This is a genomic window from Gaetbulibacter jejuensis (assembly GCF_039524015.1).
In the GTDB taxonomy this organism is placed as follows: Bacteria; Bacteroidota; Bacteroidia; order Flavobacteriales; family Flavobacteriaceae; genus Gaetbulibacter_B; species Gaetbulibacter_B jejuensis.
Genome location: NZ_BAAAGF010000005.1, coordinates 78,330 through 93,626, shown reverse-complemented (window position 1 = coordinate 93,626; position 15,297 = coordinate 78,330). Strand labels below are relative to the sequence as shown.

Annotated in this window: 14 protein-coding genes; 13 read left to right on the top strand and 1 reads right to left on the bottom strand. The window is 32.1% G+C overall.

Annotated features, from left to right (window positions below; translation table 11 throughout):
- Positions 1-11 precede the first annotated feature (11 nt).
- Positions 12-905, bottom strand: coding sequence for a gliding motility-associated ABC transporter ATP-binding subunit GldA (gene gldA, locus ABD011_RS14475; protein WP_129761078.1), 894 nt, complete (start codon positions 903-905; stop codon positions 12-14).
- A 282-nt stretch (positions 906-1,187) separates the two neighbouring features.
- Between gldA and ABD011_RS14470 the strand changes: the two genes are divergently transcribed.
- The 13 genes from ABD011_RS14470 to ABD011_RS14410 all read left to right on the top strand — a co-directional run bounded on the left by ABD011_RS14470 (position 1,188) and on the right by ABD011_RS14410 (position 15,291).
- A complete protein-coding gene (locus ABD011_RS14470) occupies positions 1,188-2,015 on the top strand; it encodes a prephenate dehydratase (RefSeq protein ID WP_343799399.1) in 828 nt (275 codons plus the stop codon).
- Positions 2,012-3,160, top strand: coding sequence for a pyridoxal phosphate-dependent aminotransferase (locus ABD011_RS14465; protein WP_343799397.1), 1,149 nt, complete (start codon positions 2,012-2,014; stop codon positions 3,158-3,160). The genes ABD011_RS14470 and ABD011_RS14465 overlap by 4 nt, the downstream gene beginning before the upstream one ends.
- Positions 3,157-4,008 carry a prephenate dehydrogenase gene (locus tag ABD011_RS14460; RefSeq protein ID WP_131508934.1) on the top strand — a complete coding sequence of 284 codons (852 nt, stop codon included), beginning with the start codon at positions 3,157-3,159 and terminating at the stop codon, positions 4,006-4,008. The genes ABD011_RS14465 and ABD011_RS14460 overlap by 4 nt, the downstream gene beginning before the upstream one ends.
- A 13-nt stretch (positions 4,009-4,021) precedes the next feature.
- Positions 4,022-5,104, top strand: coding sequence for a bifunctional 3-deoxy-7-phosphoheptulonate synthase/chorismate mutase type II (locus ABD011_RS14455; protein WP_129761074.1), 1,083 nt, complete (start codon positions 4,022-4,024; stop codon positions 5,102-5,104).
- 129 nt (positions 5,105-5,233) lie between these two features.
- Complete coding sequence (locus tag ABD011_RS14450) at positions 5,234-5,872, top strand: T9SS type A sorting domain-containing protein (RefSeq protein WP_343799394.1); 639 nt, start codon at positions 5,234-5,236, stop codon at positions 5,870-5,872.
- 144 nt (positions 5,873-6,016) lie between these two features.
- Entirely contained in the window at positions 6,017-7,678 is a 1,662-nt protein-coding gene (locus tag ABD011_RS14445) for a hypothetical protein (protein ID WP_343799392.1), read from the top strand.
- A gap of 80 nt (positions 7,679-7,758) precedes the next feature.
- Positions 7,759-8,709, top strand: coding sequence for a ribosome small subunit-dependent GTPase A (gene rsgA / locus ABD011_RS14440; RefSeq protein ID WP_343799390.1), 951 nt, complete (start codon positions 7,759-7,761; stop codon positions 8,707-8,709).
- Positions 8,710-8,712: 3 nt separating this feature from the next.
- On the top strand, positions 8,713-9,165 hold the full coding sequence (gene dtd / locus ABD011_RS14435; protein WP_343799388.1) for a D-aminoacyl-tRNA deacylase: 453 nt from the start codon (positions 8,713-8,715) through the stop codon (positions 9,163-9,165).
- Positions 9,165-9,689: a metal-dependent hydrolase gene (locus ABD011_RS14430; RefSeq protein WP_343799386.1), complete on the top strand. Its 525-nt coding sequence runs from the start codon at positions 9,165-9,167 to the stop codon at positions 9,687-9,689. Before dtd ends, ABD011_RS14430 begins: the two co-directional genes overlap by 1 nt.
- Before the next feature lie 50 nt (positions 9,690-9,739).
- Complete coding sequence (locus tag ABD011_RS14425) at positions 9,740-11,659, top strand: DUF3857 domain-containing protein (RefSeq protein WP_343799384.1); 1,920 nt, start codon at positions 9,740-9,742, stop codon at positions 11,657-11,659.
- A gap of 3 nt (positions 11,660-11,662) precedes the next feature.
- Positions 11,663-13,684, top strand: coding sequence for a DUF3857 domain-containing protein (locus tag ABD011_RS14420; RefSeq protein ID WP_343799382.1), 2,022 nt, complete (start codon positions 11,663-11,665; stop codon positions 13,682-13,684).
- 2 nt (positions 13,685-13,686) lie between these two features.
- The gene (locus tag ABD011_RS14415) at positions 13,687-14,013 is read left to right on the top strand and encodes a nucleotide pyrophosphohydrolase (RefSeq protein ID WP_129761071.1); all 327 of its coding nucleotides are present in this window, start codon (positions 13,687-13,689) and stop codon (positions 14,011-14,013) included.
- A 51-nt stretch (positions 14,014-14,064) separates the two neighbouring features.
- On the top strand, positions 14,065-15,291 hold the full coding sequence (locus ABD011_RS14410) for a 3-phosphoshikimate 1-carboxyvinyltransferase (protein ID WP_343799379.1): 1,227 nt from the start codon (positions 14,065-14,067) through the stop codon (positions 15,289-15,291).
- The last annotated feature ends 6 nt before the right edge of the window (positions 15,292-15,297 follow it).

Here is a 15,297-nt window from a genome sequence, read left to right as displayed (position 1 = left end):
GAAGGGCTTTTTTAACTCGTCAACTCCCTAAACAAACTTTCCAGACTCGCATTTTTTTGGTTAAGCTGAAGGATTTTCAGCTGGTTATCATGCGCAAAGTCAAATACATGAGAGCGCATATCTTCAGTAGTTGAAAACGTGATTTCGTAAATAAAATCAAAAGTGTTTTCAACTTTAGTAACCTTTGGGAGCTTCAACAAAAACGCTTCTTCAACTCTGTAATCAAATTCAACAATAACCGTTTGAACTTTTTCGTCTCTTAGGTCTTTAAGTGTTTTGTCGGCTACAATTTCACCTTTATTGATAATAATAACTCTATCGCACATTGCTTCAACTTCTTGCATAATGTGAGTAGATAGGAAAACTGTTTTTTCTTTACCTAAAGACGTGATAAGGTGACGTATATCAATTAATTGGTTTGGGTCCAATCCTGTAGTAGGTTCATCTAAAATTAAAACCTCAGGGTTATGCAACAATGCATTGGCTAAACCCACACGTTGCCTGTAACCTTTAGAAAGTTGACCTATTGTTTTATGCGCTTCGGGAGTAAGACCTGTAAGTGCTATAACTTCGTCAATTCTAGATTTTTCAACTTTATAAACACCTGCATTAAAACTTAAATACTCTTTTACATACATGTCTAAATATAAAGGGTTGTGCTCAGGTAAGTATCCAACGCGCTTTTGAACTTCTTTAGAAGCTGTGTTTACATCAAAATTGCTCACTTTAGCAACACCATCAGAAGCTTCAATATATGTCGTAAGGATTTTCATCATCGTCGATTTTCCTGCTCCATTAGGACCTAAAAAACCAACAATTTCACCTTTATTGACTTTAAAAGACACTGCGTTAAGCGCTTTTTGGTTTCCGTAAGTTTTTGAAATGTGTTCAACCTCTATAGACATAAAAGAAATGTTTATTCAAAAATAGCAATTATATAATTTATGTAATACATTACTGTATAATCTTTAAAAAGTTAAATAATAACTGCAAAAAAGTTTTTTAAGTATTTTGATTTGTGAAAATATTAATTACATTAGCAACTTCATAAACACAATGAAAACAAACAATTATACATATTACAACTGGTTTTATTTCTTTTTTAGCGAAAAGAGCGAGACGTTGTATGTATAATTTAAGGTAACTAAATTTAATATGAGTCTCGATGAAAATCGGGATTTTTTTTTATGATAAAGTCAGTAGCAATACAAGGTATTAAAGGGTCATTTCATCATATTGTATCTAAACAATTTTTTGATGATACTGTGGCTATCGATGAGTGCTTGTCGTTTGATATAGCAGTAAATAGCTTGCTTTCAGGAAAGAGCGATACGGTTATTATGGCTATTGAAAACTCTATAGCTGGCTCAATTATACCCAATTATGCATTAATTGATACTCATAATTTACACATTATTGGAGAGCATTATCTTGATGTGCAACACAACCTTATGGCATTACCTAACCAATCGTTAAGTGCTATTAAAGAAGTGTATTCGCATCCTATGGCGTTGTTGCAGTGTAAAGAGTTTTTTAAAGCATATCCTCATATAAAGCTTATTGAAGATAAAGATACAGCTGAGGTTGCGCAACGCATAAAAGAACAAAATTTAAAAGGCGTTGCAGCTATTGCTAGTGGATTGGCTGCTGAATTGTTTGAATTGGAAATTTTAGCAGAAAGTATACAAACCATAAAACATAACGAAACACGTTTTGTGATTGTAAAGACGCAAAACTCTGAGATTTCTGAAAGTGATATCAATAAGGCGTCTATCAAATTTGAATTGGATCATAAACGAGGTAGTTTGGCAACTGTGCTTAATGTAATGAGCGATTGTAAATTGAATTTAACCAAAATACAGTCGTTGCCTAAAATAAATTCACCTTGGAAATACGCCTTTTTTGTGGATGTAACTTTTGATGCTTATAAAGACTTTAAAAAAGCAAAATCTATTTTACAGATTATGGCACAGGATTTAAAAATATTAGGAGAATATAAAAATGCAAAGTTATGATTTCAGTAGCTGATAGATTGCATACCGTTGAAGAGTACTATTTCTCTAGAAAACTCAAGGAAGTTAACCTTTTGAAAGAGCATGGTAAGCCTATCATTAATTTAGGAATTGGTAGTCCAGATTTGCAACCACCATCTAGAGTGGTATCAGCTATTGTTGATAGTATGCAAGACGCTACAGCGCATAAATATCAAAGCTATCAAGGTTTGCCAGAGTTAAGACAAGCGATGGCAGGTTTTTATAAAAAATACTTTAGTGTGTCGTTAAGCCCTAAAACCGAAATTTTACCATTAATGGGAAGTAAGGAAGGGATTATGCACATTTCAATGGCATTTTTAAATGAAGGCGATGGCGTGTTAATACCAAATCCTGGATATCCTACATATACTTCGGTAACTAAACTTGTAGGAGCTACACCTTTGTTTTATGATTTAAAGGAAAAAAATAATTGGTTGCCAGATTTTGTTGCACTTGAAAAAACGTACGATTTAAGTAAAGTGAAAATCATGTGGATTAATTACCCACACATGCCAACAGGAACTGTTGCGCCTAATAAGTTTTATGAAGATGTTATTGAGTTTGCAAAACGTCATAATATTCTTGTAGTTAATGATAATCCTTACAGCTTTATTTTAAACCAATTTCCAAGAAGCATTCTTAAGTATAAAAATGCCAAAGACCATTGTTTGGAGCTTAACTCGTTGAGTAAAACGTTTAATATGGCTGGATGGCGAGTAGGAATGGTTATGGGAAAATCAGAGTATTTAGACAGTATCATAAAAGTGAAAAGTAACATGGATTCAGGAATGTTTTATGGTATCCAAAAAGGCGCTATTGAAGCGTTAAACTGTTCTGATATGTGGTACTTAAGCCTAAATAGTGTGTATGAAAAAAGAAGAACACTAGTTTGGGAACTAGCCGAAGCATTGAACTGTACGTATGATAAAAACGCAACAGGAATGTTTGTTTGGGCAAAATTACCAGAGTTTGTAAAGTCAGAAGAATTTATAGACACAGTTTTAAAAAACGATTCCATTTTTATTGCACCAGGAACCATTTTTGGAAGTAATGGAGAAGGATACATAAGGTTTTCGTTATGTGCAGAAACCGAAGAAATTGAAGAAGCAATTGCAAGAGTAAAATGAAAAAAATAGTTGTAATAGGAGTAGGATTAATAGGAGGTAGTTTCGCGCTAGATATAAAGCGTGTTTACAAAGATGCTGTTATTTATGGCGTTGATGAAAGTGATACGCATCTAGACGAAGCATTAGAACTTCAAGTAATTGATAAAAAAGCAGAATTAAATGAAATCTCAAATGCCGATTTGGTTATTGTTTCAATTCCTGTTGATGCTACTGTAAAGCATATTTCAAAGGTGCTGGATTTAGTGTCAGATACCACATTGGTTATTGATGTAGGTTCTACCAAAGAAGCCATTTGTGAAGTTATAGATACACATAAAAATCGTAGAAATTTTTTGGCTGCACATCCAATTGCTGGTACTGAGTTTTCAGGACCTAAGGCTGCAAAACAGCATTTATTCAATGGAAAAACTATGATTATTTGCGAAGTAGAAAAAACAGCATTTAAGCTACAGGAAAAAGCATTGCAATTGTTTTCTAATGTTGGTATGCGTATTCGTTATATGAATCCAAAAGCGCATGACAAACACATAGCTTATGTGTCGCATTTATCTCATATTAGCTCGTTTATGCTTGGAAAAACAGTTATTGAAAAAGAAAAGAATGAACGCGATATTTTTGATATGGCAGGAAGTGGTTTTGAAAGTACTGTGCGTTTAGCAAAAAGTTCACCAGATATGTGGACACCCATTTTTAAGCAGAACAAAGCTAACGTAGTTGAAACTCTAGAAGAGTATATCAACAACCTGTCAAAATTCAAACAATTTATGGAAGCTGACGATTTTGAGGCTATTCACAGCGAAATGAAAAATACAAATCATATAAAAGATATTTTAAACGGAATTATATAAAAAAGGAAATGTTATGGAAAACAAGAAAGAATTAAGATCGTGGTTAGATAATTTCGGATTAGACCATCCGTTAGTAATTGCAGGACCATGTAGCGCAGAAACCGAAGAGCAAGTACTAAAAATTGCACACCAACTTAAAGATAGTGATGCAACAGTGCTTAGAGCAGGAATTTGGAAACCAAGAACGCGACCAGGAAACTTTGAAGGTGTTGGAGCTTTGGGTCTTAAATGGTTACAGAAAGCTAAAGAAGAAACAGGAATGTTAACCACAACTGAGGTTGCAAACGCACACCATGTTGATTTAGCATTAAAGCACGATGTTGATATTTTATGGATTGGAGCAAGAACAACTGTTAGCCCTTTTATTGTTCAGGATATTGCTGATGCTTTAAAAGGAACTGACAAAACCGTATTGATAAAAAACCCTGTAAACCCAGATTTGGCTTTATGGTTGGGAGCTGTTGAACGTTTTTACACTGCGGATGTTAAAAACTTGGGTGTAATTCACAGAGGATTTTCAACTTATGAAAAAACAAGATACAGAAACAATCCAGAGTGGCAATTGGCTGTAGATTTACAAAATCGCTTCCCTGATTTGCCATTAATTTTAGATCCTTCGCATATTGCTGGAAGAAGAGATATTATTTTCGATTTATGCCAAACAGCATTAGATCTTAATTACGACGGAATTATGGTTGAAACGCATCACGACCCAGATAACGCTTGGAGTGATGCTGCACAACAGATTACACCTGAGACGCTTGTTCAGTATACAAAAGATCTTAAAATAAGAAAGGAATCTGAAGATGCTGCGGAGTTTAATAATAAGCTTAATACCTTGCGTACGCAAATAGATGTGGTAGATCATCAACTTATTGAAATGTTAGGTAAACGTATGAAGGTTGCTGATGAAATTGGAGCACTTAAAAAATCTAAAAACGTGGCAGTACTTCAATCTAAACGATGGAACGAAATACTAGGAAAAATGATTTTACAAGGCGAAGAAAAGAATCTTAGTGAAGAATTTATCTTAAGAGTATTTAAAGCCATTCACCAAGAATCGATAAACCATCAGGAAAAAATCATTAACGGATAATTAATAAAAAGCCTCATTAAGAGGCTTTTTTTATGCGTTTTCTCATTCAAAAGTAGTGTTTACTCATTATGGGTTTTAGATAGTTGTAATATCAATTAGGTTTGAATCATTAATCAAACTATCACTATTATGAAACCAACAGTGTTCTTTTTATTTTTCAGTCTTTCTTTCTCATTTTTTGGTCAAAACAGTATTAGCGGAACCGTTTATGATACTGAAGGAGTATTGCCTTTTGCCAATGTTATAGTAAAGCACACTTCCAAAGGTGTTATCGCAGATGAAAACGGTAAATTTACAATTGAAGCTAAACCTACTGATACATTACAGGTTTCCTTTTTAGGCTATACACCTAAAGATGTGCATTTGCAAAACATTAAAGACCTTGATGTGGTTTTAGATGGTTATGAATCTCTTGATGAGGTTGTAGTAATTGCATTTGATTCTTATAGTGTCACACATATCTTAAGATGTGGAATCGGAGTGGATATGATTTATGAGTACATTTGTGAAGAAGCTAAGGGTATTGAACCAAAAATTTATCCAAACCCTTCAAGTACTGGTGTTTTTAATTTTGTTTCTCAAAAAGATTATCAAACCGTTGAAATTTTAATTCATGATTTTTCTGGAAGGCAAATACAAAAATTACAATGGAGTAACTTTAACAGAAAAGGGCAAATCGACTTATCAGGATATCAATCAGGAATTTATTTAGTAAACATAAAAGCCGATGGAACTTGGCTAGAAACCAAAAAGATAATTAAAGGATAAAAAAGACCTTAAAAATTACGTTTCAGCTAATTGAAATATGTAGCAAAGCACTATTTTTTGTTCAACTTGTTAAGTTCAATAAAAAAACTATTTTTGAAACTCTGAAAGAAAAATCTTTCTACTCAACAACTAGACTTACACATTATGATTAAAAAAAACATGCTTTTTTTGCTGTTAGCTATCATTAGTTTTTCAGTAAATGCACAAGGCAAATTAGGGCCTATTACTATTACTCATGGAAAAGAAATTGAAGCTGATAAAGAAAAAATAGTTAGGATCGCTGGTGAAACAAATGGTAAAATTTACACTTTAGCTACAAAAGGGAAAAACTTCTATATAAAAGTATTTGACTCAGCTGATATGGCTTTAATTTCTGTAAATGAAATTGAAATGGATGATTTTATTAATAAGGAGCCTGTTTTTGAAGAGATTGCGGTTTTAAATAATAAAGTATATATCATTGGAAGTGTTTACGATAAAAAAAGTAAAGTATATAATTTATTATCAGTTGAAATCTCTGAAGATGGTAAGTTGACAAAAAACAAGAAAAAATTATTTTCAACTCAAGTTACTAAAAATAGAGAAAAAGGAGCGTTTTATTTTAAACATGCGCCTTTAGGAGATAAATTATTAATCATGCATGCATCATTGTTCGATAAAGAAGAAATTATGCAATATGAAATTAAGCTAATTGACCAAAACATGCATGTTGTGACGTCTCATTTGGAACAAGTAGAGTTTACCGATAGAAGAGATTTAGAGTTTACAATTTCAGATTTTGATGTGACGTTTGATGAAGATATATTTCTAGTAATTAACGAAAGTTATAGAGATAAAAAGGCAAAAAAGAATATTGAAAAATTTGAAGTTCACGCATACAAAAAGAAAAATGCTTATACTAAAGAAGTAATTAATGTAGACTTTGAAGGCAAAGAAGTTATTAATTGTGAAATGTTAATGACTGCAAATAACACTTTAAATCTTGTAGGGTTTTATTCTAGTGTTAATAAAAGAGGAAGAGCAAATTGGAAATTAAAAGGTGTTTATTCTGGTACAATTGATATGTCTTCAAATACAGTAACCAATTTAAAGTTTAATGTTTTCGATTTTGATACTAAAGTAAAACTTATAGGTGAGCGAAGAGCTAAAAAGGATAAAGACATTCCGCCATTTTATGTTACACACAGTTTGATTGAAAAGGAAGATGGAGGCTTAATTTTTCTAGCTGAGTACAGGCAGTCTATTATAGGAAGTTCTTCAGGGATTGGTATAGGAGGTTTAGGTGTTAATTTTACGCCTATTACATTTATAACAAATGAAATTATTGTAACATCTTTAAATGCTGATGGTTCAGTAGAGTGGGCTAATGTAATTGCAAAAGATCAAAAAGCAAGTTTTACGACTATGTCAGTTGGTGTGTATGGCTTTTCAGGAAATTCTAATTTTACTGTTGGTGTTGGTGTTATGATACCAGTAGCTGTATTAGGTAAAGGTCCTGAATATTTAGGAGCAATTCCTATTTATACTAATGGTGAGCTTATAGTTGTTTTTAATGATAATAAAAAAAATATGGGAATTACCGATATTGAAAAAATAAGAGCCTTAGGAAACTATAATAAAGCAATACCAACAGCCTTTGTCTTTGATAAAGATAATGGAGACATCAATAGAGTTGATCCTGAAGAATTACAAAAGGACCAGTTAATTTTAAGACCTGGAGTTTTTTATTTAAAAAACAATAAAGAATATATCATTTACTCTTCAAGAAAATCTAAAGACAAGTTAGGAAGAATGATAGTTGATTAAAATCACATTACTTAATAAAGACTGTCATTTGGCAGTCTTTCTTTATTAAAATGATACACGAATAGATTATCTTTGTATTAATGACAGGAACAGTTTACAAATCTACAGGTAGTTGGTATACCGTAAAAAACAATTTAGGCGAAGCTTATCAATGTCGCATAAAGGGTAAATTTCGTATAAAAGGGATAAAAAGTACTAACCCAATAGCTGTTGGCGATGTTGTAGATTTTGAACTGGAAACCAATAACGACGAAACTACAGGTATTATCAATAACATTCACGATAGGCAAAATTATATTGTCCGTAAATCGGTTAACCTGTCTAAACAAACACATGTTATAGCGTCAAATGTTGACCAAGTGTTTTTATTAGTGACTATTGATAATCCACCAACATTTACAAGTTTTATAGATCGATTTTTGGTAACAGCCGAAGCTTATTCAGTAAAAACTATTTTACTCTTCAATAAAATTGATTCTTATAGTGGCGACACACTAGACGAAGTAAAATACCTAGCGCATGTGTACCGAAAAATAGGCTATGAATGTATCGGTATTTCGGCAACTACAGGAAAAAATATTGATAAGGTTAAATCCTTAATGAAAGACAAAACAAGCATGTTTGCTGGTCATTCTGGTGTTGGTAAGTCTACATTAGTTAATGCTATTGAACCTGATTTGGATTTGAAAACCAAAGAAATTTCAACACAGCACATGCAAGGGCAACATACTACAACTTTTGCTGAAATGTTCGATTTAAGTTTTGGGGCTAAAATTATCGATACTCCAGGTATCAAAGGGTTTGGAGTTGTAGATATGGATAGAGAAGAAGTTGGCGATTATTTTCCTGAGTTTTTTGAGTTGAAACAAGACTGTAAGTTTAATAATTGTTTACATCTCGAAGAGCCTAAATGTGCTGTAAAGGAAGCGCTTGAAAACGATGAGATTGCCTACTCAAGATACCGAAGTTATTTACAGATTTTAGAAGGTGAAGACGAACATTACCGAACTGATAACTGGGATAACGAATAGCTTATGAAAGCAGTAATACAAAGAGTATCTAAAGCAAGTGTAACGATTGAAGGAGAAAAAGTTGCCAATATAAATCAAGGACTTTTAATTCTGTTAGGAATTGTTGATGAGGATACCAAAGAAGATATTGATTGGTTATCTAAAAAGATTGCTAACCTTCGCATTTTTGCAGATGAAAATGACGTTATGAATAAGTCTGTCATGGATGTTAAAGGTAATGTAATTGTTGTGAGCCAGTTTACCTTGCATGCAAGCACAAAAAAAGGAAATAGACCAAGCTATATAAAAGCAGCGAAACCTGATGTGGCTGTTCCTTTGTATGAGGAGTTTGTAAAACAAATAGAAACTGATTTAGGAACAACAGTTCAAACAGGTGAATTTGGTGCAGACATGAAAGTAGAACTGCTCAATGATGGTCCTGTTACAATTATTATAGATACTAAGAATAAAGAGTAATGGCTTCAGTATTTGGGCATGGTATTGCAGCATTTACAATTGCAAAAGTAGCTTCCAAGAAAGCTTCAATTGGCTTGGTGGTTTTAGCAATATTGTCTTCAATTCTTCCAGATATAGATGTGTTGGCTTTTAATTTCGGAGTTCCATACGAATCGCCTTTTGGACACAGAGGTTTTACTCATTCCATTTTATTTGCAATTATTTGGGCTTTATGTATTTGCGTGTTGTTTGGTAAGCAATGGAAAATGCGGTATTTCTTAGTGATACTCTTCAGTACATTGTCTCATGGGATTTTAGATGCATTAACAACAAGTGGAAAAGGTGTTGGGTTTTTTATTCCGTTTGATAATGAGCGTTATTTTTTTCCGTATCAAGTGATAAAAGTATCTCCAATAGGAGTGGAAAGATTTTTTTCAGAATGGGGATTACAAGTCATTTTTAGCGAACTCAAATATGTGTTTTTACCATGTGCTTTAATACTGATTTTTAAATTATTAATAAATAGGTTATTAAAAGAAGATTAATCTTTTGCGCTTTGGTAAATATTTATATTTTTGGTTTTTAACAATTTATTATGCCTACAAAAATTCTTCTTGCCATTGCCTTCTTCTCTATTTCATTTTTTTCAAATGCGCAGGACGAAAGCTTATTGGTTGTAGCAACTATTCCATCTGAACTTACAACTGAAGCAAATGCGGTTGTTAGATATAATCATAAAAAGATTGAGATTTCTTCTTTGAAAAGTTTAAGTGTAGCTCATAAAAGAATAGTTACAATTTTAAATAAAGCTGGTAACCGTAATGTTGAAGCTTATGTGAGTTATGATAAAGGAATAGATATTAAAAAAATTGAAGCTAAAGTTTATGACCAATTTGGAAATCAAATAAAAAAGTTTAAAAAATCTGATTTTGAAGATGTTTCTGCAGCAAACGATTTTTCACTTTATGAAGATAGTAGAGTTAAATATTTAAACTACACACCAACTGAATATCCATATACCATAGAGTTTTATTATGAGACTAACACAAATAATACTGCATTTATACCTAGTTGGTATCCATTAGAAGGGTATTATGTAAGTACGCAAAAAAGTGTATACGAAATTGCTTATGAAACAGGGATTGATATTAAACAAAAAGAGTATAATTTTAAGGGTTATGAAATAGTAAACAATAGCCAAGACAATAATTTACTTTACGAAGTAGATAACATAAAAGCGATTAAATCAGAGGCTTATAGTCCTGATTTTAAAAATATTAGCCCTCATTTAGGGGTTGCTTTAAATAAGTTTCACTATGAAGGTTTTTATGGAGAGTCTAATGATTGGACAAGCTTAGGGAAATGGATGTATGATGAATTGTTAGTAGGTAGAACTGAACTTCCTGAAACAACAAAATCTGAAATAAAAGCATTGGTTATGGGAATAGATGATCCTATTGAAAAAGCCAAAGTAGTATACAACTTTGTTCAGCAAAGAACAAGATATATAAGCGTGCAAGAAGGTATTGGAGGCATACAGCCCATTGAAGCCTCAAAAGTAGATGAGGTTAAGTATGGTGACTGTAAAGGGCTAACCAATTACACCAAAGCTCTTATGGATGTAGTGGGTGTAAAAACAAATTATTCAAGAGTATATGCTTCTAGAAGTACTGTTGATATTGATAAGGAGTTTGTGACTTTTTTGGGTCAAACAAATCATGTAATATTAAATCTTCCAACGCCAAATGGAGACATTTGGTTAGAATGTACAAGTCAAACCTCTCCATTTGGTTATAATGCAAATTTTACTGATGATAGAGATGTATTTGTCATTACACCAGAAGGAGGAAAAATAGTTCATACTCAGGTTTATGATGCAGAAAAAAATCTTTTAGAAACAAACTCTACCATCAATTTAAGCCCTAATGGATCTATTGATGCCAAAATTACTTCTAAAGCATTTGGTGCTAGATACGATTATCTGGCTCATACTCGTGGACTTTTAGAAAAAGACCAAAAGCTTTTTTATAAAGAAAAATGGGGATATTTAGGCGATTTGACTATAGACTCAATGAGCTATAATGATGACAGAGATAGCATTGTTTTTACTGAAACTATTCAAATGAAAGCTGAGCGTTATGCTACTAAGGTTGGGAATAGACTCTTATTGCAACCAAATTTTTTTAATAGAGAACAATCAATTCCGAAGCGTTATTCTAAAAGAAAGCTTCCTTTTGAAATTGAAAGAGGCTACATTAACAGGGATTCATACATAATTACTATCCCAAATGGTTTTATGGCTGATGCATTAATTGATTCGGTATCTATTGAAACTAAATTTGGAAGTTATACAATGTCAATTTCAAAACATTCAGATAGTGAGCTGTTCTACAAAAGAGAACTTAAGCTAAATAAAGGGATTTATTCACAAAGTGAGTATAATGATTATAGAGATTTTTGGATAGAAGTAACTAAAAATGATAAAGCAAAAATAGTATTAAAACCTAATTTATAAAAAATGAAAAAAACAGTTATTATTTTCTTGTTATTTATAGGACAATTAACGTATTGTCAAAACTATAAGTTTGGGAAAGTTAGTGAAGAAGAACTTTTAGAAACTCAACACCCAGAATATCCTGAAGCAACTGCAGCTATTCTCTATAAGAAACAAAAGATAATGTTTGACTACATACAAGGTAAGGGATTTATTCAAAGCACAGAAATACAAGAGCGAATAAAGATTTATAATAAAGAAGGTTTTGATTATGCTACAAAAATGATAAGTCTTTATGATGGAGCAAGTAGTGCTTCCTCTGAAAAGTTAATAGGACTAAAAGCTTACACATACAATATTGAAGGAGGTAAAATCATAAAAGATAAACTAAAGAATAGTGATGTTTTTGATGAAGACACCAATAAGTATCGTAAAACAACCAAGTTTACAATGCCAAACCTTAAAGAAGGCTGTGTTATAGAGTTAGAATATACTATAGAATCACAATTGTTTTCTATAGATGATATTGCATTTCAACAAATGATACCAACCAAAAATTTTGAACTGTCACTAAACACACCTGAGTATTTAATTTATAAGACGTTTTTAAACCCAAGAGCAACTTATATTCCGCAATTAACTGAAACAAAAAAGCGTAGAAGTGTTACTATAACAAGTAGAGAAAGATCTCAATCAAGAGGTGGTGGATTAGCTAACTATAGTTCTTCAAAAATTGATTTTAACGATAATGTGGTTGAAGCAAATCTGTCTAATATTCCTCCATTAAAAGATGAGAATTATGTGGACAATTTGGCAAATTACCAATCAAGATTATTAGTTGAGTTAGAGCGTATAGAGCTTCCAAATCAGCCTATAGAATACCTTTCTACAACATGGGAAAAGGTAACAAATACAATCTATGACGATTCAGACTTTGGAGATCAATTAAGTAAAAATAATTACTTTAAAAAAGATTTAGAGACATTAATGTCTAGTAAGCCTACGGATGATAAAATAGAAAAGGTATCCATGATTTTAGATTTTGTTAAGTCAAAAGTAAAATGGAATGAATATTATGGTTATACTGCTGAGCAAGGTGTATCAAAAGCATATAAAGATGGAGTTGGTAATAGTGCTGACATAAATTTAATGCTAACCTCAATGCTAAGATATGCAGGTATGGATGCTAATCCGGTTTTAGTAAGTACAAAAAATAATGGAATTCCATTAGTCCCAACAAGATCAGGATTTAATTATGTTATATCTGCTGTTAATGTTGATGGCAAAATAATTTTAATAGACGCTACAAGAAAACATGGTACCATTGATATTTTACCTACAAATACTCTTAACTGGTTAGGTAGATTAATAAAAGAGGATGGGAGTTCTGATTGGATTAACCTAATACCAGAAGTAAGCTCAAGCGAAATGGTTTCTTTAAACGCCAAATTAGAAACAGACCTTTCAATAAATGGAAAAATAAGACATCAATATACGAACTATCAAGCCAACAGGTTAAGAAATAAATATGATGGATATGGTGATGAGAAAGTTATAGAAACATTAGAGAAAGATAAAGGGCTTATTGAAATTTCAGATTTAAATCTTAGCCAAATAAACGAAGTAGATAAGCCAGTTTTATTATCATATGACTTTAATATTGATGAAGCTATAGAGGATGTTGGAGGAGATTTGTATTTAAAGCCAATGCTATTCTTAGCTTCTAAAGAAAACCCATTTAAGCAAGACACAAGAATATATCCTATAGATTTTGTGTATCCAATTTCAGATAAATATATGGTGAATATGATGATTCCTGAAGGTTATGAATTAGATGTATTGCCAGAAAGTGTTAAGTATCAGTTTAATGGTTCAGACGGAGTATTTACTTACATGGCTAATAAAAATGGAAGTTATATTCAGTTTGTTATAACGTTTGAACTTAATAAAACCTTAATTTTGCCAACCGAATACAAGCAGTTTAAAGAGTTTTATCAATTAATGATTGAAAAGCAAAATGAACAAATAGTGCTTAAAAAAATATAACAATGAATATTGAAAATGCTCAAAAAATAGTTGACGATTGGATAAAAGAACATGGAGTACGTTACTTTAACGAACTTACCAATATGGCTCAACTTACTGAGGAAGTAGGTGAAGTAGCTCGTATTATTGCACGTCGTTACGGAGAACAAAGCGAAAAAGAAAGCGATAAGGATAAAGATTTAGGTGAAGAATTGGCTGATGTGGTTTTTGTTGTATTATGTTTAGCAAATCAAACAGGAATAGATTTGCAGGCAGCTTTTGATAAAAAAATGGATAAAAAAACCAAGCGAGACCACGACAGACATCACAATAATCAAAAGTTAAAATAAAAATTTATAATTGACACATCGAGTTTTCTCGATGTGTTTTATCAGTTCAAAATGAACATCAAATTACTCAAATCACAAATAAAAACCGTTTCTAGTATCACAATAACAGGTTCTAAGAGTGAATCTAATAGATTGTTGCTACTACAAGCGTTATATCCTGAAATTAAAATTGAAAACCTATCCAATTCAGATGATAGTGTAGTAATGTCTAAAGCGCTGAGTTCAAATTCGAATGCAGTAATAGATATACATCATGCTGGTACAGCAATGCGTTTTCTTACAGCGTTTTTTGCCACTCAAGAAGGTAAAGAAGTGACTTTAACAGGGTCACAGCGCATGAAAGAACGACCAATACAAATTCTTGTAGAAGCGTTGAATCAGTTAGGGGCTAATATTTCTTATTTGGAGAACTCAGGTTGTCCTCCATTACTCATAAAAGGTAAAGCGCTTACTCAAAATAAAATTAGCTTAAAAGCCAATGTAAGTAGCCAATATATTTCTGCACTATTGTTAATTGCACCTAAGCTTGAGCAAGGTTTAGAGTTGACTTTAAATGGCGAAATCACTTCAATTCCTTATATAAACATGACCTTGAATTTGTTAAATCAAATTGGAGTTGAAACATCTTTCAAAAATAATGTCATTACAGTAAATCCATTAAAATCGGTTTCAGGGGATAAAACAATAGTTGTGGAGTCCGATTGGTCTTCAGCATCGTATTTTTATAGTATTGTTGCGTTAAGTCCTATTGGAACTCAAGTTGAATTATCTTCATATAAACAAGATTCTTTACAAGGCGATTCAGTTTTAGCTGAATTATACCAAGCTTTTGGTGTTAAAACCGTTTTTAAAGGACTTTCAATAGTTTTAGAGAAAACATCTCAGCATCAACCAGACATTGCTTTTAACCTTGTAAAATCACCTGATATTGCGCAAACCATTGCTGTAACAGCATTAGGTTTAGGTGTAAAATGCGATTTAGAAGGATTGCATACCCTAAAAATAAAGGAAACAGATAGATTAGTTGCGCTTAAAAATGAAATAGAAAAACTAGGAGGAGATATAGAAGTAACCAATGAAACGCTTCACCTAAAACCGTTTGATGGCAATTTTAAACTAGCAACTATACAAACATATAACGACCACAGAATGGCAATGGCATTTGCTCCATTAGCGTTAAAAACTGAGCTAAAAATTGAAGATGCTATGGTAGTTTCAAAGTCCTATCCAACATTTTGGGACGATTTAAAATCTATAGGTTTTCAAATAAACCAATAATAATCT

What these genes read in the sequence shown, in the direction of transcription:
- gldA (WP_129761078.1), bottom strand. Translation starts at nt 905, where the DNA reads ATGTCTATAGAGGTTGAACACATTTCAAAAACTTACGGAAACCAAAAA.
- ABD011_RS14470 (WP_343799399.1), top strand. Translation starts at nt 1,188, where the DNA reads ATGATAAAGTCAGTAGCAATACAAGGTATTAAAGGGTCATTTCATCAT.
- ABD011_RS14465 (WP_343799397.1), top strand. Translation starts at nt 2,012, where the DNA reads ATGATTTCAGTAGCTGATAGATTGCATACCGTTGAAGAGTACTATTTC.
- ABD011_RS14460 (WP_131508934.1), top strand. Translation starts at nt 3,157, where the DNA reads ATGAAAAAAATAGTTGTAATAGGAGTAGGATTAATAGGAGGTAGTTTC.
- ABD011_RS14455 (WP_129761074.1), top strand. Translation starts at nt 4,022, where the DNA reads ATGGAAAACAAGAAAGAATTAAGATCGTGGTTAGATAATTTCGGATTA.
- ABD011_RS14450 (WP_343799394.1), top strand. Translation starts at nt 5,234, where the DNA reads ATGAAACCAACAGTGTTCTTTTTATTTTTCAGTCTTTCTTTCTCATTT.
- ABD011_RS14445 (WP_343799392.1), top strand. Translation starts at nt 6,017, where the DNA reads ATGATTAAAAAAAACATGCTTTTTTTGCTGTTAGCTATCATTAGTTTT.
- rsgA (WP_343799390.1), top strand. Translation starts at nt 7,759, where the DNA reads ATGACAGGAACAGTTTACAAATCTACAGGTAGTTGGTATACCGTAAAA.
- dtd (WP_343799388.1), top strand. Translation starts at nt 8,713, where the DNA reads ATGAAAGCAGTAATACAAAGAGTATCTAAAGCAAGTGTAACGATTGAA.
- ABD011_RS14430 (WP_343799386.1), top strand. Translation starts at nt 9,165, where the DNA reads ATGGCTTCAGTATTTGGGCATGGTATTGCAGCATTTACAATTGCAAAA.
- ABD011_RS14425 (WP_343799384.1), top strand. Translation starts at nt 9,740, where the DNA reads ATGCCTACAAAAATTCTTCTTGCCATTGCCTTCTTCTCTATTTCATTT.
- ABD011_RS14420 (WP_343799382.1), top strand. Translation starts at nt 11,663, where the DNA reads ATGAAAAAAACAGTTATTATTTTCTTGTTATTTATAGGACAATTAACG.
- ABD011_RS14415 (WP_129761071.1), top strand. Translation starts at nt 13,687, where the DNA reads ATGAATATTGAAAATGCTCAAAAAATAGTTGACGATTGGATAAAAGAA.
- ABD011_RS14410 (WP_343799379.1), top strand. Translation starts at nt 14,065, where the DNA reads ATGAACATCAAATTACTCAAATCACAAATAAAAACCGTTTCTAGTATC.